The 17,818-nt window shown below is 60.8% G+C and carries 13 protein-coding genes; 1 reads left to right on the top strand and 12 read right to left on the bottom strand.

The window, feature by feature from the left end; genetic code table 11:
* Positions 1-2: 2 nt before the first annotated feature.
* From HEP69_RS19695 to HEP69_RS19650, 10 genes are all read right to left on the bottom strand, one after another.
* The gene (locus tag HEP69_RS19695) at positions 3-1,169 is read right to left on the bottom strand and encodes a serine hydrolase (protein ID WP_290560207.1); all 1,167 of its coding nucleotides are present in this window, start codon (positions 1,167-1,169) and stop codon (positions 3-5) included.
* Positions 1,170-1,672: 503 nt separating this feature from the next.
* Positions 1,673-2,971 carry a cytochrome c peroxidase gene (locus tag HEP69_RS19690; protein WP_366111670.1) on the bottom strand — a complete coding sequence of 433 codons (1,299 nt, stop codon included), beginning with the start codon at positions 2,969-2,971 and terminating at the stop codon, positions 1,673-1,675.
* 273 nt (positions 2,972-3,244) lie between these two features.
* Positions 3,245-5,293, bottom strand: coding sequence for a CRTAC1 family protein (locus HEP69_RS19685; RefSeq protein WP_290560206.1), 2,049 nt, complete (start codon positions 5,291-5,293; stop codon positions 3,245-3,247).
* A gap of 360 nt (positions 5,294-5,653) precedes the next feature.
* The gene (gene uvrC / locus HEP69_RS19680) at positions 5,654-7,531 is read right to left on the bottom strand and encodes an excinuclease ABC subunit UvrC (RefSeq protein WP_290560205.1); all 1,878 of its coding nucleotides are present in this window, start codon (positions 7,529-7,531) and stop codon (positions 5,654-5,656) included.
* 301 nt (positions 7,532-7,832) lie between these two features.
* Positions 7,833-8,612, bottom strand: a complete 780-nt coding sequence (locus HEP69_RS19675) for an SDR family oxidoreductase (RefSeq protein ID WP_290560204.1) — start codon at positions 8,610-8,612, stop codon at positions 7,833-7,835.
* A gap of 19 nt (positions 8,613-8,631) precedes the next feature.
* Entirely contained in the window at positions 8,632-9,585 is a 954-nt protein-coding gene (locus tag HEP69_RS19670; RefSeq protein WP_290560203.1) for a calcium/sodium antiporter, read from the bottom strand.
* A 171-nt stretch (positions 9,586-9,756) separates the two neighbouring features.
* The gene (locus HEP69_RS19665; RefSeq protein ID WP_290560202.1) at positions 9,757-10,554 is read right to left on the bottom strand and encodes a S49 family peptidase; all 798 of its coding nucleotides are present in this window, start codon (positions 10,552-10,554) and stop codon (positions 9,757-9,759) included.
* 392 nt (positions 10,555-10,946) lie between these two features.
* On the bottom strand, positions 10,947-11,708 hold the full coding sequence (locus tag HEP69_RS19660; protein ID WP_290560201.1) for an ABC transporter permease: 762 nt from the start codon (positions 11,706-11,708) through the stop codon (positions 10,947-10,949).
* On the bottom strand, positions 11,705-12,643 hold the full coding sequence (locus tag HEP69_RS19655) for an ABC transporter ATP-binding protein (RefSeq protein WP_290560200.1): 939 nt from the start codon (positions 12,641-12,643) through the stop codon (positions 11,705-11,707). Before HEP69_RS19655 ends, HEP69_RS19660 begins: the two co-directional genes overlap by 4 nt.
* Before the next feature lie 91 nt (positions 12,644-12,734).
* Positions 12,735-13,247, bottom strand: a complete 513-nt coding sequence (locus tag HEP69_RS19650) for a carbon monoxide dehydrogenase subunit G (RefSeq protein WP_290560280.1) — start codon at positions 13,245-13,247, stop codon at positions 12,735-12,737.
* Between the two features lie 136 nt (positions 13,248-13,383).
* Between HEP69_RS19650 and HEP69_RS19645 the strand changes: the two genes are divergently transcribed.
* Complete coding sequence (locus HEP69_RS19645; protein WP_290560199.1) at positions 13,384-14,364, top strand: DMT family transporter; 981 nt, start codon at positions 13,384-13,386, stop codon at positions 14,362-14,364.
* A gap of 131 nt (positions 14,365-14,495) precedes the next feature.
* Here the strand turns inward: HEP69_RS19645 and HEP69_RS19640 are convergent, their stop codons facing one another.
* Both HEP69_RS19640 and HEP69_RS19635 read right to left on the bottom strand, forming a co-directional pair.
* Positions 14,496-15,356, bottom strand: coding sequence for a crotonase/enoyl-CoA hydratase family protein (locus HEP69_RS19640; RefSeq protein ID WP_290560198.1), 861 nt, complete (start codon positions 15,354-15,356; stop codon positions 14,496-14,498).
* Between the two features lie 140 nt (positions 15,357-15,496).
* Positions 15,497-17,704, bottom strand: a complete 2,208-nt coding sequence (locus tag HEP69_RS19635) for an NADP-dependent isocitrate dehydrogenase (RefSeq protein ID WP_290560197.1) — start codon at positions 17,702-17,704, stop codon at positions 15,497-15,499.
* Between the last annotated feature and the right edge of the window lie 114 nt (positions 17,705-17,818).

The raw sequence follows: 17,818 nt of genomic DNA, 5'->3' as shown, positions 1-17,818 counted from the left end.
GGCTATCGGCGCAAGGCTGCCTGAATGCGCGCCACGGCGGCAAACACATGCGCCGAGTTGGCATCGTTTATGGGGTCGTCCGCCGATGAAAACCACGCAATGACCGACTGCGTCTGAGCGCACGCAAACAGATACTGCCCATGAATGCCCATGCAATGGATCATGTCTCCGTCCGGGTGCGGGACATGATACCATTTGGATCGGTAAGACCGCCCCGGCTCGGAGAACCGGTCGGCCATATCGCCTGCGGCCCAGGCAGCGCGGTCACCGCCGGACCACAGATCCTGCACCCAGGCCCGGGGAAGAACCTGTTTGCCCTCACGCGTCCCGCCTTGCAGCAACATCTGCCCGACGCGGGCCAGATCCCGTGCGGTGATGTTCATTCCGCCTGCCGCACGCGCCCCGCCGATCCGGTCGACAGTCAGATCGCCCGATTGCTCGGCCCCCAAGGGTTTGAGCAGACGGTCAGACAGCAGGTCGGAAAACCGGGTGCCGGTCGCACGCTCCATCAGCCACGCCAGCATATCAGTCACCGGAGAGACATAGTGAAAGCGGCCCCCATGCGTGCCATCCCGCCCGGTCAGCAAGGTCTGAAAGCTGCGCAGATCCATCGCGGCCTCGCCGGGCTCCAGCGGGTTCCAGTTCGCAGCTTTGCGGTATTCGATGATCGGACCGTCTGTTGCTTCATAGTCTTCGTCAAAAAGCACCCCTACACGCATATCCAGCGCATCGCGCACCGTCGCTCCGGCATAGGCGGTATCGGCCAATTCCGGCAGGTAGGTGGTGACCGGATCCTGAAGATCAACCTCGCCACGCTCGACCAGGGTGCCCGCCACAAGGCCAAGCATGGACTTAGAGACCGACATCAGGATATGCGGATCCTGTGGCGCCATCCCATTGCGATAGCTTTCATGCACGATGGCGCCTTCATGCAGAATCACCAGCGCGTCATTGGGCATGCCAGTGACCGCCTGATTCAGGTCGGCCGCGCTCAAGTCCATTTCGCCATGGGGCAAGTGCCAGACATCGCCGGGATCATTCGCAATCCTTGCCGAGGGTACAATCTCGCGCACGTGATGAAAGGCCCAGTGATTGAAAGGCGATCTGCGCCAATTGGCCAGCGTCGCGCGTTTGTCCGGATCGGGGGGAAATCCCTGCTGAATATCCATGTCGATGCCCTTTTGGTTCAACAGGTATCGAACCCCGCCCGGCCGGAAAGGGCAAGCCCCGGCATGGCAAGAAGGTGGATTGGTGCGATGTCTGCACCCTGGGTCAAACCGTCCTTCGCGGACGACACCTCAATGGCGGCTTGGGTTCGATCCAAGGGCGCACAAGGTTCACGATCCGCGGCAATACCCTGAGCCGCTCCGGTCCATTGGAAAGGGTCGCGCCGAGGATGGCAGAGACAGTGCGGGCAAGCTGATCAGCAGATTCAAGCCAAACACATTCAACGATCAACAGCGCCGAGCCGTTCAGACCACGACCTCTGGCCCCATCCGTACCGCTGGGCACATCTGACACACAAAAAACGCCGCGAAGCGCCGTCGTCATCATACTATGCCAGGGTGCGAGTGACCGTGATTGCCGCACGTCTGTTCGCGTTCATCCCTGCCTTCTTTGCACGCCGGTTTGCCCGCGTGGCCGCGCGCTGACACTCTGCCCCCAGGCGGCCCTAATCGACGGGCAGGCCACTGGGCACCATGTCGGGGCGGCCCATCGGGCGTTGCAGTGCGGTTTCTCCGGTCAACGCATTCAGGAATGCAACGATATCGGCGATCTCGGCGTCGGTCACGGGTGGCAGATCAATGCTGATCCTGGATCGAACCCGATCGTTCTCGGCGATGTTGTCGCGCAGGGCGAAGTCGCTGGAAGCGAGCCACGGAACAGAGGGCAGGATCGCCATGTCAGCGCGCCACTTGGCATTGCTTTCCTGGGGGTTCATGTGGTGACGGACCATTGCTTCGAGCGTCGGCATGGCGCCGTTATGGCCATATGGCCCCGTCAAGGCGACATTGCGCAGGAATGGTACGCGAAATCGGTAGGCGTCATCCAGATTGTCGGAGATTGCCATTCGGCCCACGTCGCGGGGAATCGGGTCGTTCAAGAAAGTGAGACCCGGACCGAAGGGTGGCAGTCCCAACGCCTGAAAGCTCTGGTTCGACAGCAATGGCCCTGCATGGCAACTCACACAGCCAACGTCGCCAAAGAACAACTCCATGCCGCGCGCCTGCGCATCGTCCAGCGCCGTTTCATCACCATTCAGGTATTTGTCAAACGGGCTGTCGAAGTTACGAAATTCGGTGCCCACGAAAGCAGCAATGGCGTTGGCGATTTCGACAATCGTGATGTCAGAGGCATCGTTCACATTGTCGAAGGCTTCTGTGAATTTCGGGACATAGGCATCGATGTTACGAACACGTTCGGTGATCAGTGGCCAGACATGGTGCGCGCCGTCAAACGCAGCTCCGGCGATCGGGTTTTCACCGGGTTGCCCGGCCATTTCCGTTTCCGAGGCGACAGGGAACAGTGCCTGCGCCGCCAGCAAGGAATTCAGCCCCTTGGGCAGGAATATCCAGGCAGGTGTTCTGAAACCGTTGCCGAAATCGTCGGAAACCTCGGCGCGTCCGTCATGAAACATGAATTTCACATCTTGATGCGCCAGGTTCCACAGGCCGGGCGCATTGCGCGGCACGCGTTCGTGGATCTGATCGGGTCCAGCTCCGGCTGAGCGCTGCTTCCCCAGCCCGGTTCCGCCTTCACCAATGCCAAGGCTTACACCGTCGGCGCTGTTGAAGTCGTGGTGATGGCAAGTGGCGCAGGCGATATTCTGGTTGCCAGAGAGGACCTTGTCATAAAACAGCAATTGCCCAAGCTGCACCTGGGCCGGTTCGAACTGGATAAAATCTTCGAGTTTCAGAGGGTCGGGTAAGTCGAGCGCCACGGCCGGTGTAGCCAGGCTCAGGGCCAGCAAAGACGCGTGCACTCTTTGTCGAACGGATCTCACCCGGAATCTCCTATTTGAACCGTTTCCCTCAGGCTACAGCCATCCGAAGTGCGGCTCCAGACGGTTTGTGGCTGCGCGCCGCCCGGCAAAGACGATGTGTCGGGCCCTTGGTATGCGGCCACTTCGTCGGGGCGAACACGGTCGCATCTCAGCCACACGCGGAGAGGCCTTCAGGCGGGCAGGTATCTGACTGTTTGTCATGATAAACGATACCATGATCAGTCCGCGCAGCACCCTGTGTCAGTCGCGGGTGATGCGATAGGTGGCGCCGGCGGCAATCGGACCGGCAATTTCGGTGTGGCCGCCATCAGGCCAGTAGACCGTGAGCCGGGCGATTTCATCGGCATCTCCAAGACCGAAATGCGCCACCGGTGCATCGAATGACATGAAGCCACCCCCCGATTGAAGTTCGCGCATCATCCGCGTGCCGTCGGGCATTTCAACGACCAGCCGCGCACCCAGCCCGTGGCTGTTGCCCCCACTTGCATCACGCAGTTCGACCCGAATGGCATTGCCGGTCTGCGACCCGTTGCGGAACAGCGCCACCGGGCCGTTGACCGGTTGGGTGATCATATCGAGATCGCCATCGTGATCCATGTCGAAGGCCACGGCAGCCGCGGTCATCAGATAGTCTTCCAGCCCGAAGGGACCGGAGGCCTCGGCAAAGGTTCCGTCGCCGATGTTGCGGAAGAACAGATTTGACGGGCTGAACTCGTTTGGCACCCAGGTCCCGTTGACGATGTACACATCCTGCCAGCCGTCATTGTCGAAATCGGCAATCTTGGTGTCCCAGGACCAGCCACCGATTTCGAGCCCCTCGGCCGTAGCGGTGTCGACATATCTGTCCCCTTGGCGGGTCAAAAGGACGTTGGTACGCAGGATCTGCCGGATCGTGGTGTCAAAAACCGACATGAGCGGCAGCTCGAATGGTTTGAAATGGATCTCGCAAAAGGCTTGTGCCTCGCGCTGCCCCGCCGGGATCAAGGCGCAGATCGACGGATCCTGTTTCTGGATCGCGAGATCCTTGACCAGCATGGCATTGCATTCCCTGCGCAACATTCCCGAAAGGGCATCGCACTTGCTGGAATAACTTGGATCGAACCGGTTGCCGGTTTTGTACCACTCCTTGATTTCCATGTTGCGGACGCAGAGCGCTTTGGTTGCAGCGTCGATGATGCCATCGCAATACTCCGAGAGATGCTGCATTTTCAGCCGCTCGGAGACACGTGACGACCGGCCTGCGATCTGCGCGAAGAAGATCTCGGGCATGCCATCGTTATGCAAATCCGCCGTCTTGATTGCCATGGTCGTGTTGGTGGTATGCGGGATCAGGTCGTCGGCCCGGGTGACGGCCGTGAAACCGCCCTGCCCGTCACCGAGATAGACATAGTCGGGCAGTTCAAAATCATTGCCCACCAGCAGATCGGCCGTGCCGTTCAGGTCGATATCACTCAACAGCATGACCAGCGTTTCGCCGGGCAGACCCGGCAAGTCGGCGAAAGCGCTGCCATCGAGCGTGCCGTTTTCGTTAAAGATCAGCCGGTTGCGCGACTCCTCGCCCGGAATGCGCCGGTACCAACCGGCGGCCCAGTTGCCCAGAGCGGCATCAAGGTCGCCATCGCGGTCGACATCGGCGAAGCTCAGCGACATTGTCAGGATCGCGTCGTCGCGGTTGGCCACTGGCTGCGGCCTCTCGGTTTCAAAATCACCATTCCGGTTGTGAACGATGAAGTTGCCGTCCAGGTATGTGGCAAGAAACAGATCGAGCCAGCCGTCATTATCGGTGTCGACCAGCGCGGCGTTGAACACATCCAGATCGGCCAGCGGGCCAAGCGCGCCCGGCCACGGGCTGAACCCGCCATCGCCATCGTTGAGATAGATATAGACGCCACGCTCTGTCGAGGCGATCACCAGATCCAGGTCGCCGTCGTGGTCGATATCCCCGGTCGACAGGCTGCGACCTTCCCAGAATGGTGGCCACATGTCCTTTATCGAAAACTCCAGCGGCTTGTCGATGCCGTGGCTCGAAGCCTCGACGCGCTGGAAAACCGTCTCATAGGCGGGCGAGCGCGGAGCGAAAGGGCGCGATGTCATGCGGATCGGGCGATCGGACGAGATGTCTGCTGCCTCGGCGGCGGCGGGCAGAAGCACCTGTTCCAGGCCCAGAAGAATGCCGGACACCCGCTGGCTGTGCCCTGGGCTGATGCTGTGCGCTGTCGCAAGGACCGCGACAAGCACCACGGCAAAAACCGCAGACCGCTTGGCATACTGCGCGACTGGTTGGCTCATCGTTCCCCCCTCTTCGCGGCCTGCGCCCATTCAGGACCACGGCGCCGCTGGCTGTTGGCAATGCCGCGATCATCGCCAACCGGTTAGGAATTTCAACTGGGATTCCTCGCCGACCCACCGCTATGTGGCAGCCATCCGAGACGATCTTCCAGACATTTTCAGCCTGTGTTCCGCAACTCCATGTCAGCAGAACGTCAATCGGCGCAAACCGTCAGCACGATCCTCGGTGTGTCGCGACGCATTTGACCGCCCCAACCCGCGCTACCAGTCCCATGTGGTGACACGTCGATCACGGAGGCCACAAGCCGGTCGCTGTTTTCCATGACCATCGACACCGCCCAACCTGAGCACCGTCTGACCTCACCCCCGGTCGTGAAAAAAGTCGTAGATCTTCTCCGCCAGCGCCTCGCTCACACCGTCCACGGCCTTGAGATCCGCCAGATTGGCGCGCGCCACGGCCTTTGCGGATCCGAAATGCGCCAAAAGCGCCCGTTTGCGCGCCGCCCCCACGCCCGCGATCTCGTCCAACGGGGTCGCCGCCACCGCCTTGGCCCTTTTGGCGCGATGCGTGCCGATGGCAAAGCGGTGCGCCTCGTCCCGCAATCGCTGCACGAAATAGAGCACCGGATCATTGTGGCGCAGCGCGAAGGGGCGCGCGCCGGTGCGGTGAAACTCCTCCTTGCCCGCGTCGCGGTCGACCCCCTTGGCAACGCCCACCATCGGGATATCCTCCACCCCGTGCGCGGCCATGATCTGGGCCACGGCACTCACCTGCCCCGCGCCGCCGTCGATCAGCAACAGGTCCGGCCACATCCCCTTTTCGCGATCCGGATCTTCCTTGATCAGGCGCGAGAACCGGCGGGTCAACACCTCTTTCATCATCCCGAAATCATCGCCGGGGGTCAGTTCGTCACCCCGGATGTTGAACTTGCGATAGCTGTTCTTCATGAACCCGTCAGGCCCCGCCACGATCATCGCACCGACTGCATGCGCGCCCTGGATATGCGAGTTGTCATAGACCTCGATTCGCTTGGGCGGCGCCTCCAGGGCAAACGCCTCCGCCAGACCCCTAAGCAGTTTGGCCTGTGTGGCCGTCTCGGCCATCTTGCGCGCCAGGCTCTCGCGGGCGTTGCGCAGCGCGCCTTCGATCAATTCGGCCTTCTCCCCGCGCTGGGGTACCAGCAGCGTGACCTTGCGGCCCAGTTTCTGGGTCAGCGCGTCCTGCATCAGATCGGGGTTCTCGATCTCGTGGCTGAGGATCACCTGACGCGGCGGCTCCTTGGTGTCATAGAACTGGCCTACAAACGCCTCCAGCACCTCGCCCTCGTCGATATCCGCACCCACCCGGGGATAGAAATCGCGGTTGCCCCAGTTCTGATTGGCGCGGATGAAAAACACCTGCACGCAGGCCTGCCCGTTCTCAAGATGCAGCGCGATCACATCCGCCTCGGTCACGCCGCGCGGATTGATGCCTTGCGCCGTCTGCACCTGGGTCAGCGCGCGGATCCGGTCACGCAGTGCGGCGGCGCGCTCGAACTCCATCGCGTCGGACGCCTCCTGCATCTGGGTTGCCAGCGCCTCCTGCACCTTGGTCGACCGACCGGTGAGGAACTGTTCGGCATCGCGGACCGAGCGGGCATAATCCTCGGGGCTGATATGGCCCACACACGGGCCCGAACACCGCTTGATCTGGTAAAGCAGGCAAGGCCGCGTGCGGCTTTCAAACATCGCATCGGTGCAGTTGCGCAGCAAGAACACCTTTTGCAGCTGGTTCAGCGTCCGGTTCACCGCACCTGCACTGGCGAAGGGGCCGAAATAGGTGCCCTTCTCCTTCTTGGCGCCGCGATGTTTCTTGATCTGCGGGAAATCGTGATCCTTGGCGACCAGGATATTGGGAAAGCTTTTGTCGTCGCGCAGCAGAACGTTGTATTTGGGTTTCAGCTGCTTGATCAGGTTCTGTTCCAGAAGCAGCGCCTCGGTCTCTGTCCTTGTGGTCAGAAACATCATCGAGGCGGTCTCGCGGATCATCCTGTCGATGCGCGCGGAATGGCCCGAGGGTCGGGCATAGTTCGACACCCGCGCGCGTAGGTTGCGGGCCTTGCCGACATAGAGAACGCGGCTCTGATCATCGAGCATCCGGTACACCCCTGGCGAGCTGTCCAGCGTCTTGAGATAGCTCTGGATCGCGGCGTGCCCGGTCTTTGCATCGGCTTGGGGGGATTGGTCAGAAAAGGTCATGGCACCCAGATATGATTCTCAGGCCACGCCTGCAATCTTGAGCCATACGGATCAAGCCCTAAGCTGTCCCCGATTGCTGTGGATAAGTCTGAAGATATGTTTCGGTGCCCCGGAATTTTTCGTTGTGTTTCCGGGCTCTCTGCGATTTGCCTAAAATTTAGGCAAATCTGTAAGATATTGAATTCAAACAAAACTTTCTTGAGCACATCCCAAATCACTGAAAACACACGCTTTTTTGTAACGAAATTATTACAGATATGCTTGCGGTGGAAAACTTCGCCAAATGGCGCGATACGCTGCCTCACTCGACGCCTTGAACGTCCGGCGTTTGCCAGGCCAGATGCTGCCCGCCATCCACGCAGATCAGCTGCCCTGTAACCGCACGGGCATCCAGGAAATATCCCAACGCGGCACAGATGCCCTCAGGATCCGCGCCACGTTCCAACACGGTGCCGGCGCGCTGTGCCGCGAAATGCTCCGAGCCTTGACGCGCGCCCTGCATCGTGGGGCCCGGACCAATCGCGTTGACGCGGATTGCCGGGGCCAGCGCCTGGGCAGTGGTCTGGGTCATCGCCCAGAGGCCCATCTTGGCAATCGTATAGGTCATGAACTCTGGGGTCAGCTTGCGGACGCGCTGGTCAATCATATTGACGATCAGACCGGCGGCTTGCGGTTCACCGTTCTCGTCCGTCATTGCTCTGAGCCCCTGGGCCGCCATCGCCTGTGTCAACACGAAGGGCGCGCGCAGGTTGCTTTCCAGGTGTCTGTCCCAGCTTGTGCGCGTGGCACTGGCCACTGTGTCGTATTCAAAGATCGAGGCGTTGTTGATCAGGCAGGTGATCGCGCCCCCCAACGCCGTGCCGGCGTGACCCAGCAGCGGTGCGACCTCTGCCTCATTCAGCATATCCGCCCGAAGCGCCACGGCATTGCGCCCCATGGCCTTGATCTCCTCGACAACCTTCCCTGCGCCCGCATCCGAGCTGGCGTAATGCACTGCAACGTCAAATCCGCGTCCCGCAAGATAGAGCGCCATCGCGCGCCCCAGGCGCTTGCCCGCACCGGTCACCAATGCTCGGGTCATATACATCGCCTTTGAATGATCAGATCAGTACGGCAGCAAGATAGACCAGATACGCAGCGGTCAAGAGAAATCCCCAACGCCGGGTAATGTCGCGTTTCATAAAGACGAACGGAAAGATGATCAGTGACGCGCCCAGCATCACCCACAGATCGAACCGCAGGAAAGACGGGTCGACCGGGATCGGACCCACCATCGTCGCCAGCCCGATAATGGCCAGCAGGTTGAACATATTCGAGCCGATCACGTTCCCCAAAGCCACATCCGCCTGCCTGCGGATCGCGGCCATCACCGTGGTGGCCAGCTCGGGCAACGACGTGCCGATCGCAACCAGGGTAAGACCGATCACCGTGTCGCTGACCCCATAGGTCTTGGCGATGACGGTCGCGTTATCCACCAGCAGATCGGCACCCAGCGGCAGCCCGATCAGTCCCAGAACCAGGAAAAGCGCGATACGCCATCCGGGCATCTCCGGGTCGGCGCCCTCCAGCTCTTCGATGTCGATCTCAACACCGTCCCCGGCCTTTTGATGCGCGCGTGCATCGCGAAACGCGTCGAACAGGACATAGGCCAGAGCGGCCAGCAGGATCCCGCCCGTCAGCGCCGTAAATGTGCCGGTAAAAGCAAGCGCGATAAAAAGCGCCGAAGCGATCAGCATAAAGACATAGGTCTTTCTGGTATCGCATTCGCTGGTATGAAGCCGCGACAGGATCGCCGGCACACCCAGAACCAACAGGATGTTCGCGGTGTTTGATCCCACCACATTGCCCAGTGCGATGCCCGGCGCGTCATCCATGATCGCCTTGATCGCAATCAAGAGCTCGGGCGCCGAGGTGCCAAACGCCACGATGGTCAGACTGACGATCAATGCAGGCACACCCAGACGCAGCGACAGGTTAACTGCCCCACGAACCAGCGCATCACCGGCCAGCAGCAAAATGACCAGCCCAAGGCCGGACAGGAGCCAAGGGATCATGTGTCGCGCCCTCCGGCACCGCAGTCACAAGGACCCTTGCCGATCCGGTAGCGCCCGCAAGACCGGCATTTGGCCGATTTCAAGCGCTGCACGCCCGGCACTCGCAATTTGCCGAACATCGCCAGCAGGGCGATGAAAATCAGGAACAGGGAAACGATCTTGAGAATCACGTCAGAGGCCAAAACGCGCGTAGTCGGCACGCTCCTCGATCCCGGTCAGGGCATCCTGCGCCACCTGTGCGCCCAGCCGTTGCAGGAACGGACGGCGCAAGCCATAGCGGCGAAAGCCGACCTTATCGCCAAAGATCTCCTGCATCTTGGGTTTGAGATGACCGACACCGTCGATAAGCCCCAGCTCAAGCGCGGTCCGGGCCAGCCAGATCTCACCGGTGAAAAGGTCCCGGTCCGTGGGCAGCTTGTCGCCCCTGCGGCTCTGAACGTGGTTCTTGAAATTAGCGTGGATGTCCTCAAGCAGCACTTTGAGCCGCGCGACATCCTCCTTCTGTTCGGGGCGAAACGGGTCGAGCATGGATTTCGACTGCCCTGCGGTATAGACCCGCCGTTCAATCCCGTAGCGGGAGAGGAACTCATGCGCGCCAAAACCCGCTGAGATCACGCCGATGGAGCCTATAACCGAACTCTCATCGGCCCAGATCTCATCGGCAGCCGCCGCCAGCCAATACCCGCCCGAGGCGGCAACGTCCTCGACAAAGGCATAGACCGGCGTTTCGGTCTGTTCGGCAAGGCGCCGGATGCGCGCTGCGATCAACGAAGATTGTACCGCCGATCCACCAGGTGAGTTCAACTCAAGCGCAACCGCGTCGGGTTTGCCTTTGCGGAACGCTTTTTCCAGGATCGGCGCGGCCGTCGCATCGCTGAGCGAGCCACGACCGGGCATGCCGATGGCGCCGGAAAGGCGGACAACAGCAACGAGCGGGTTGGATTTGAGAAAGGGCAGCCTTCGGATCATTGCCCCCATGTAGATTGCCAGGTGCGGTGAAACAAGGCGGCGTGGCCAGTTCGTTTGATCACGTCACATGATCTGCGACATGCGGCGGCAATTTTGCCACGCCCGGGCGCTGCCACACTCTTTCGGCCTCTACGATAGGCGGCGCTAAACCCGGAGCGGCTGCGCCGCACTCTATTCTATTTGTGCGCGGCCGCACGGGCCTTGGGACGCTGTCCCAAACCCTGGGAATATTTAAAGCCAGAAGAAGCGAGAGATCCGCTTACGGCTTCTTCTGGCTCTAAATATTCCCGGGGGAGGCCGAACGCCAGGGGCAGAGCCCCGCTTTCACGCATGTCTGCCCCAGCGCCGTCCCGCAGGTACCGGAGCGCCTGCGCGGTCTTGTCGAACACCGCTCAGTTCCGAATGCGCCAGCCGGTACGGAAAATCCACCAGATCACCGCCAGACAGGCCAGGGTGAACCCCCCGATCGCGAGCAAGCTGAGCCCGATCGGCACATCCGCCATCCCATAAAACGACCAGCGAAAGCCCGAAATCAGATAAACCACCGGATTAAACAAGGTAACCGTCTGCCAGACCGGCGGCAGCATCGAGATCGAATAGAACGATCCGCCCAGAAACACCAAAGGCGTGACGATCATCAATGGCACGAGTTGGAGTTGCTCGAAGTTCCCGGCCCATATGCCGAGGATAAAGCCCAAAAGCGCGAACGAGAGGCAGGTCAGAACCAAGAACGCCAGCATGGCAAGCGGGTGCTGGATCTCAAGATCGACAAAGAAATGCGCGGTTACCAGGATCACCAGGCCGATAAAGAGCGCCTTGGTCGCCGCGGCGCCCACATAGCCACAGACAATCTCCAGAAAGTTCACAGGCGCTGAGAGAAGCTCGTATATCGTGCCGATGAATTTCGGAAAATAGATCCCGAAAGACGCGTTCGAGATGGCTTGGGTCATCACCGACAGCATGATCAGGCCGGGCACGATAAACGCGCCATAGCTCACCCCTTCGACCTCGTCGATCCGCGACCCGATGGCGGCGCCGAAGACCACGAAATAAAGCGATGTGGACAGAACCGGCGACAGGAAGCTCTGCATCAGAGTACGGAAAAACCGCGCCATTTCAAACTTGTAGATCGCCATAATCGCGGTGAAATTCATGCCGCGTCCCCTTCGGCCGCGGCCACGAGGTCAACGAATATCTCTTCCAGGCTGGTCTGCCGTGTCTGCATGTCGCGCAGCACCAGACCGGCCGCCGCGACATCGTTCAAAAGCGTGGTGATACCGGTGCGCTCTGCGCGCGTGTCATAGGAATAGACGAGCGCGCAGCCGTCGCCGCGCAGCTCCAGCGCATAGGACGCGAGCGCCTCGGGGATCGCGGTCAGCGGTTCCGACAGCTGCACCTCGATCTGCTTTTTGCCCATCTGCCGCATCAGGTCGTCTTTGTCCTCGACCAGCATCAATTCACCCTTGGCGATGACGCCGACACGGTCTGCAATGGCTTCGGCCTCTTCGATATAATGGGTGGTCAGGATAATCGTGACGCCATCGGCCTTGAGCTCGGCCACCGTTTCCCACATGTCGCGGCGCAGTTCCACATCCACGCCTGCCGTTGGTTCATCAAGAAAGAGAACGCGGGGATCATGCGCCAGCGCCTTGGCAATCAGAACGCGGCGTTTCATCCCGCCCGACAGCTCCTTGAGTTGGTTGTCGCGCTTGTCCCAGAGCGAAAGCTTCTTCAGGATCGCCTCGATACGGGCATCGTCGCGCGGCTTACCGAAGAGCCCACGGGAGAACCGCACGGTGCTGATCACCTTTTCAAACGGCTCCAGCGCGATTTCCTGCGGGACCAGGCCGATCATCGAGCGGGCCGCACGGAACTCCTCCAGGATATCGAAGCCACCGACATGTACCGATCCCCCACTGGCTTGGGTGATCCCGCAAACCGTTGAAATCAATGTGGTCTTTCCGGCCCCATTGGGCCCGAGAAGCGCCAGGATCTCTCCCTCGTGGATGTTCAGCGTCACACCTTTGAGCGCCTCGAACCCGCCCGCGTAGGTCTTGCGCAGGTCCCTGATCTCGACAATATCCGACATGGTGCTCTCCCGTCTCACAAATGCTAAACTAAATCGTTCAGATGAGAGACGACAGGGCTAAAACGCACATGACCTTGCGCGCGGATGCAGATCAGGACTTGCCCGTCAGGCGTTTGAACCAGCCTTTCTTTGGCGCGTCCTCGTCCGCCTCTTCTTCGGATGGGCCTTCGAGACCGTCCTGAAGGTTGCTAAAAAACTGATCGGCCATCTTTTTGGCGAATCCGTCGATGATACGGCTTCCGAGCTGGGCCAGCTTGCCGCCGACCTTGGCCTCCACATCATAGGACAGGCGCGTAAGCTCGGGCGCGATTTCTTCCAATGTGACAACGGCCCCGCCTTTGGCGAAACCGGCGGCGCCACCCTTGCCTTCGCCGGTGATGGTGATCGCCTCGTTCTCGACGATATCGGACATCTGCACCTGCCCTTTGAAGGTGGCCTTTACCGGACCGACCTTTTGCGTGACCACCGCGTTATAGCCTTCCGAGACCGAGCCTGTGACCTCGCTGGCACCTGGAATGCAGTCTTTGAGCACTTCGGGATCGAGGATGGCAGCGAACACCACCTCGCGGGCCGCTTTGATCTCACGCTGGTCCTGCATCTTCATCGGGTCATCCTCCTTTGGCACTTGCATCCCTCCTACTCTACCCAGCACATTTGGCCAAGCCTGTCGCAAACAGGCGCGACGCCCGGACCTCTCACAGTCAGGAGGAACGGGACGACCCTCTCAAGGAGCCTGCCGCGTGACACCCCCTCCCCAGAACCGTGCCGGATGGGGCATTGCATTCATCATGGCTGGAATGGTGGCGATTTCGGTCAACGATGTATTGATCAAGCAGCTCTCGGGCGCCTATCCGCTGCATCAAATGGTGTTCACGCGGTCGGCCATCGGCATCGTGTTCAGCCTTATGCTGGTCCAGTGGGAAGGCGGCTGGCAGATCCTCAAAACACGGCGCCCTGGGCTGCACATCCTGCGCGGCGCGCTGTTGGTGATTGCCAATCTGACCTATTTCACGGCCCTGGCGGTGATGCCGCTGGCCGATGCAACCGCGCTATTTTTTGCCGCACCGCTGATCATTACGCTGCTATCGATCCCGATGCTGGGTGAAAAGGTAGGCCCGATGCGCATGAGCGCGGTGGCCATCGGATTTGCGGGGGTTGTCATAATGCAGCGCCCCTGGGCAGGCAGCGACGCGTTGGAGGTCGACCGCCTTATCCTCTTGCTGCCGCTTCTGGCGGCCCTGACCTATGCCATCAATCAGCTTCTGACGCGCAAGCTGGGGGTTGAGAGCAAGGCCAGCGCGCTGGCGGTCTATGTGCAGGGAATGTTCCTTGTCAGCTCGCTGGCCTTTTGGCTGGTGGCCGGGGATGGGCGTTTCGCCGAAGGGGTGGAAAACCCCAGCCTGGTCTTTCTGCTGCGGGCCTGGGTGTGGCCCACTGCGGACGATTGGATCTTTTTCATCGGCCTAGGTCTCAACTCTGCCATTGTGGGCTATTGCCTGAGCCAGGCCTACCGCATGGCGGATGCGGCAACGGTGGCCCCGTTCGAATATGTCGGCCTGCCGCTTGCGGTCTTGTGGGGATGGGTCGTCTTTGCAGAACTCCCCGTATGGGAGGTATGGCTGGGCATCGTGCTGATCGTGGGGTCTGGCCTGTTCGTGTTCCTGCGCGAGCAGCAAAAGGCGCGGCGCGTCGCACGGGGGCAGGTCAATCGCCGGTTCTGACGATGTGCTGGCGTCACACCCTCCCCCCGTGATCTTCCTGACCGGCATATCGCTTGTGAGGGTGAGCGCAGGATGGACCGATCCCGTACCTGACCGGACGCGCCGAAAGAACCCCGTGCCTTTGGATCACATCATCGGTTGCGCCTTGGCAGCGGCGTATTCTCTGTCCAGTCCCAGGTGCCATCATCCCGGTCCGCAACCGATTGCTTCCAGCCGACCTCCTCGGAACGGGTCTTGAAATTGATCCCCTCGGGCGAATGGCGCGTGATCCCGTCGAAAATCGTGGCGAGCCGCTGAGTCTGCAAGATTCCGGTCTGCTCGATGGCCTGGTTGATGACCATTTTTTGCATCGCCAGTTGGTTGATGGGCACCGTACTCATGCGCGCGGCCAACTCCTCGACCCGGTTATCGAGGTCTTCGGCCGGCACCGCCTCCAGGACCAGGCCCATATCCGCGGCTGCGCGCCCTGTGATCTTGTCGCCCGTAAACAGCATGCGCTTGGCCTTTTCCGCACCCAGCCGATAGACCCACATAGCTGTTGTCGGACAGCCCCAGACGCGGGCGGGCATGTAACCGATCTGGGCATCCTCGGCCATGATCGTGAGATCCGCGCACAGCGCGATGTCCGACCCGCCCGCCACAGCATATCCGTGCACCTTGCAGATCACCGGTTTCATCGCGCGCCACAGCGCCATGAAATGCTGGGTGTTCTCCCACATGAACCGGTAATCCTTGATCGGATCCCAGGGCATCTCCTGCGTGACATTGTTGGAGCCGTTGGCCTCGGCATAGAATGTCAGGTCGTAGCCCGCGCAAAAAGCGGGGCCGTTGCCCGACAGGATCATCACATGAACCTCCGGGTCGGCGTCGGCGCGCGCAACGACGGACGCCAAGTCGCCTGGCAGTTCGTCATTGATCGCGTTCATTACATCGGGCCGGTTCAAAGTGATCCGCCCGATCCGCCCGTCTTTGTCGTAAGTAACTGTCGACATGCTCAATCCTCCCTCAGCGGAAGGGAACACGGGGGGGCCGTTCTGCCAAGACGAAAAACGCCCCGCCACTGGGGCGGAGCGTCGGGTGTCAAACGTTTTCGCCGAAAACTCTTGGCTCAGATCTTCGGCGAAGACATCTCTTAGCCGATGATCCCATTCAGCGTGGCAGAGGGGCGCATGACCGCCGCGACCTTGGCAGGATCGGCGTGATAATAGCCGCCCAGATCGGCGGGATTTCCACGCACGGCAGCCAGTTCAGCCACAATGGCCGCTTCACCCTCGGCCAGCGATGCGGCGAGAGGCGCGAAATGCGCCGCGAGATCCGTATCATCCGTTTGTGCCGCCAGGGCCTCGGCCCAATAGCGCGCAAACCAATAGTGGCTGTCACGGTTGTCAGGCTGTCCGACTTTGCGGCCTGGCGATCGACCGTGATCCAGAATGCCCTGAGTCGCGGCTTCCACGGCCTCTCCCAGCACACGCGCCTTGGCATTGCCGCGGGCATCCGCAAGGAACATGAAACTTTCGCCCAGCGCGCAGAACTCTCCCAGACTGTCCCAGCGCAGATGGTTCTCCTCGACCAATTGCTGCACGTGCTTGGGCGCCGATCCGCCGGCGCCGGTCTCAAACAGCCCGCCACCCTGCATCAGCTTCACGATGGAGAGCATTTTTGCCGAGGTGGCCAGCTCCAGAATCGGGAAAAGGTCCGTCAGATAGTCCCGCAGCACATTGCCGGTGATCGCGATCGAGTTTTCGCCCTTGCGGATCGTCTCGAGCGTGGCGCGGGTCGCAGCACGCGGTGCCATGATCTTGAATTTATCCGCAACGCCTTTTGCCTCTAGAACAGGTATGACGTATTTGATCAGTTCCGCATCATGGGCACGGTCCGCATCCAGCCAGAAGATGGCCTCGCAGCCTTCGGCGCGCTGCCGGTCGATGGCCAGCATCACCCAATCCTCGATCGGCGCCTTGCGCGACGAGGCCGAGCGCCAGATATCGCCCGCTTCGACGCTGTGTTCGTGCAGCACCGTGCCATCCTCAAGCACCATGCGCACCACCCCATCGGACGGGATCTCGAACGTGGTAGGATGCGAGCCGTATTCCTCGGCCTTTTGCGCCATCAGGCCGATGTTCTGCACCGTGCCCGCCGTGGCCGGATCCAGCGCACCGGTCTCTTTGAAGTATGCAATCGTCTCATCATAAACAGGCGCATAGGAATTGTCGGGGATTACGCAATTGGCGTCGTGTTCCTTGCCATCCGGCCCCCAGCCCTTGCCACCCGCACGGATCAACGCAGGCATGGAGGCATCGATGATGACGTCGGACGGCACGTGGAGGTTGGTGATACCGCGATCGGAATCGACCATATACATCGGCGGGCGATCCGCCATCACCGCGTCAATCGCCGCCATGATGCCCGCGTGATCCTTCACCCGCTCCAGAAGATCGCCGAGACCCGAGTTCGGGTTCACTCCCAGCGCGGCCAGCTCATCTCCAAACTGCTCAAAGACGGGTGCAAGAAACGCCTTGACCGCGTGACCAAAGATGATCGGATCCGACACCTTCATCATCGTGGCCTTCATGTGCAGCGAAAACAGCGTGCCGTCCTGCTTGGTGCTGGCGATCTCATTTTCCAGGAACGCGTCCAGCGCCTTGGCCGACATGAATGTGGCGTCCACCACCGTGCCCGCCGGAAAGGCGACGCCGTCTTTCAAAACTGCCTCGGCCCCGTCCGTCGCGGTCAGGACAATCCTGGCCGTGGCATCTGCGCTCAATGTCGCGGAAGCTTCGTTGGAAAAAAAGTCGCCCCCCTGCATCGACGACACCCGGGTCTTGCTGTCGGCGGCCCAGACCCCCATGCGGTGCGGGTTGGCCTGGGCAAAGGCCTTGACGGCCTTGGCAGCGCGGCGGTCGGAGTTGCCTTCGCGCAGAACCGGATTCACCGCCGACCCCTTGATGGAATCATAGCGCGCGCGTGTCTCTTTTTCAGCCGCCGTTTCAGGCGTTTCAGGGTAATCGGGAATAGCATAGCCCTGGCTCTGCAATTCCTTGACCGCCGCCACAAGCTGCGGCACCGAGGCCGAAATATTGGGCAGCTTGATCACATTCGCCTCAGCCGTTTTGACAAGCTTGCCCAGCTCGGCCAGATCGTCGCTTTGCACCTGCTCCGCGCTCAGCGCTTCGGGAAAGGTCGCGAGGATCCGCCCGGCGAGCGAGATGTCCTTGGTCCCGACACTGACGCCCGCGGCCTGGGCAAAACGCTGGATGATCGGCAAAAGCGAGGCCGAAGCCAACTCGGGCGCTTCGTCAACCTTGGTGTAGATGATATCGGGAGAGGTCTGGTCGGTCATGGGTCTCACGCCTTTTGTTGGAGGGTTCGCATTTTCGGCATGCAATAGTATACCGAACGCCGCGGGTCCACCGCTCAATCGCCGCAGGGGTGGGGCGTGGTGACGCGCCGGTCG

Source organism: Aestuariivita sp. (assembly GCF_021404545.1).
Taxonomy (GTDB): Bacteria; Pseudomonadota; Alphaproteobacteria; order Rhodobacterales; family Rhodobacteraceae; genus Aestuariivita.
This window is presented reverse-complemented; position numbering and strand designations above follow the sequence as displayed.

Bases quoted from the DNA above. Each gene is read 5' to 3' on its own strand.
- HEP69_RS19670 (WP_290560203.1), bottom strand. From the start codon at position 9,585: ATGATCCCTTGGCTCCTGTCCGGCCTTGGGCTGGTCATTTTGCTGCTG.
- HEP69_RS19665 (WP_290560202.1), bottom strand. From the start codon at position 10,554: ATGATCCGAAGGCTGCCCTTTCTCAAATCCAACCCGCTCGTTGCTGTT.
- HEP69_RS19685 (WP_290560206.1), bottom strand. From the start codon at position 5,293: ATGAGCCAACCAGTCGCGCAGTATGCCAAGCGGTCTGCGGTTTTTGCC.
- HEP69_RS19695 (WP_290560207.1), bottom strand. From the start codon at position 1,169: ATGGATATTCAGCAGGGATTTCCCCCCGATCCGGACAAACGCGCGACG.
- HEP69_RS19635 (WP_290560197.1), bottom strand. From the start codon at position 17,704: ATGACCGACCAGACCTCTCCCGATATCATCTACACCAAGGTTGACGAA.
- HEP69_RS19655 (WP_290560200.1), bottom strand. From the start codon at position 12,643: ATGTCGGATATTGTCGAGATCAGGGACCTGCGCAAGACCTACGCGGGC.
- uvrC (WP_290560205.1), bottom strand. From the start codon at position 7,531: ATGACCTTTTCTGACCAATCCCCCCAAGCCGATGCAAAGACCGGGCAC.
- HEP69_RS19640 (WP_290560198.1), bottom strand. From the start codon at position 15,356: ATGTCGACAGTTACTTACGACAAAGACGGGCGGATCGGGCGGATCACT.
- HEP69_RS19660 (WP_290560201.1), bottom strand. From the start codon at position 11,708: ATGAATTTCACCGCGATTATGGCGATCTACAAGTTTGAAATGGCGCGG.
- HEP69_RS19675 (WP_290560204.1), bottom strand. From the start codon at position 8,612: ATGACCCGAGCATTGGTGACCGGTGCGGGCAAGCGCCTGGGGCGCGCG.
- HEP69_RS19650 (WP_290560280.1), bottom strand. From the start codon at position 13,247: ATGAAGATGCAGGACCAGCGTGAGATCAAAGCGGCCCGCGAGGTGGTG.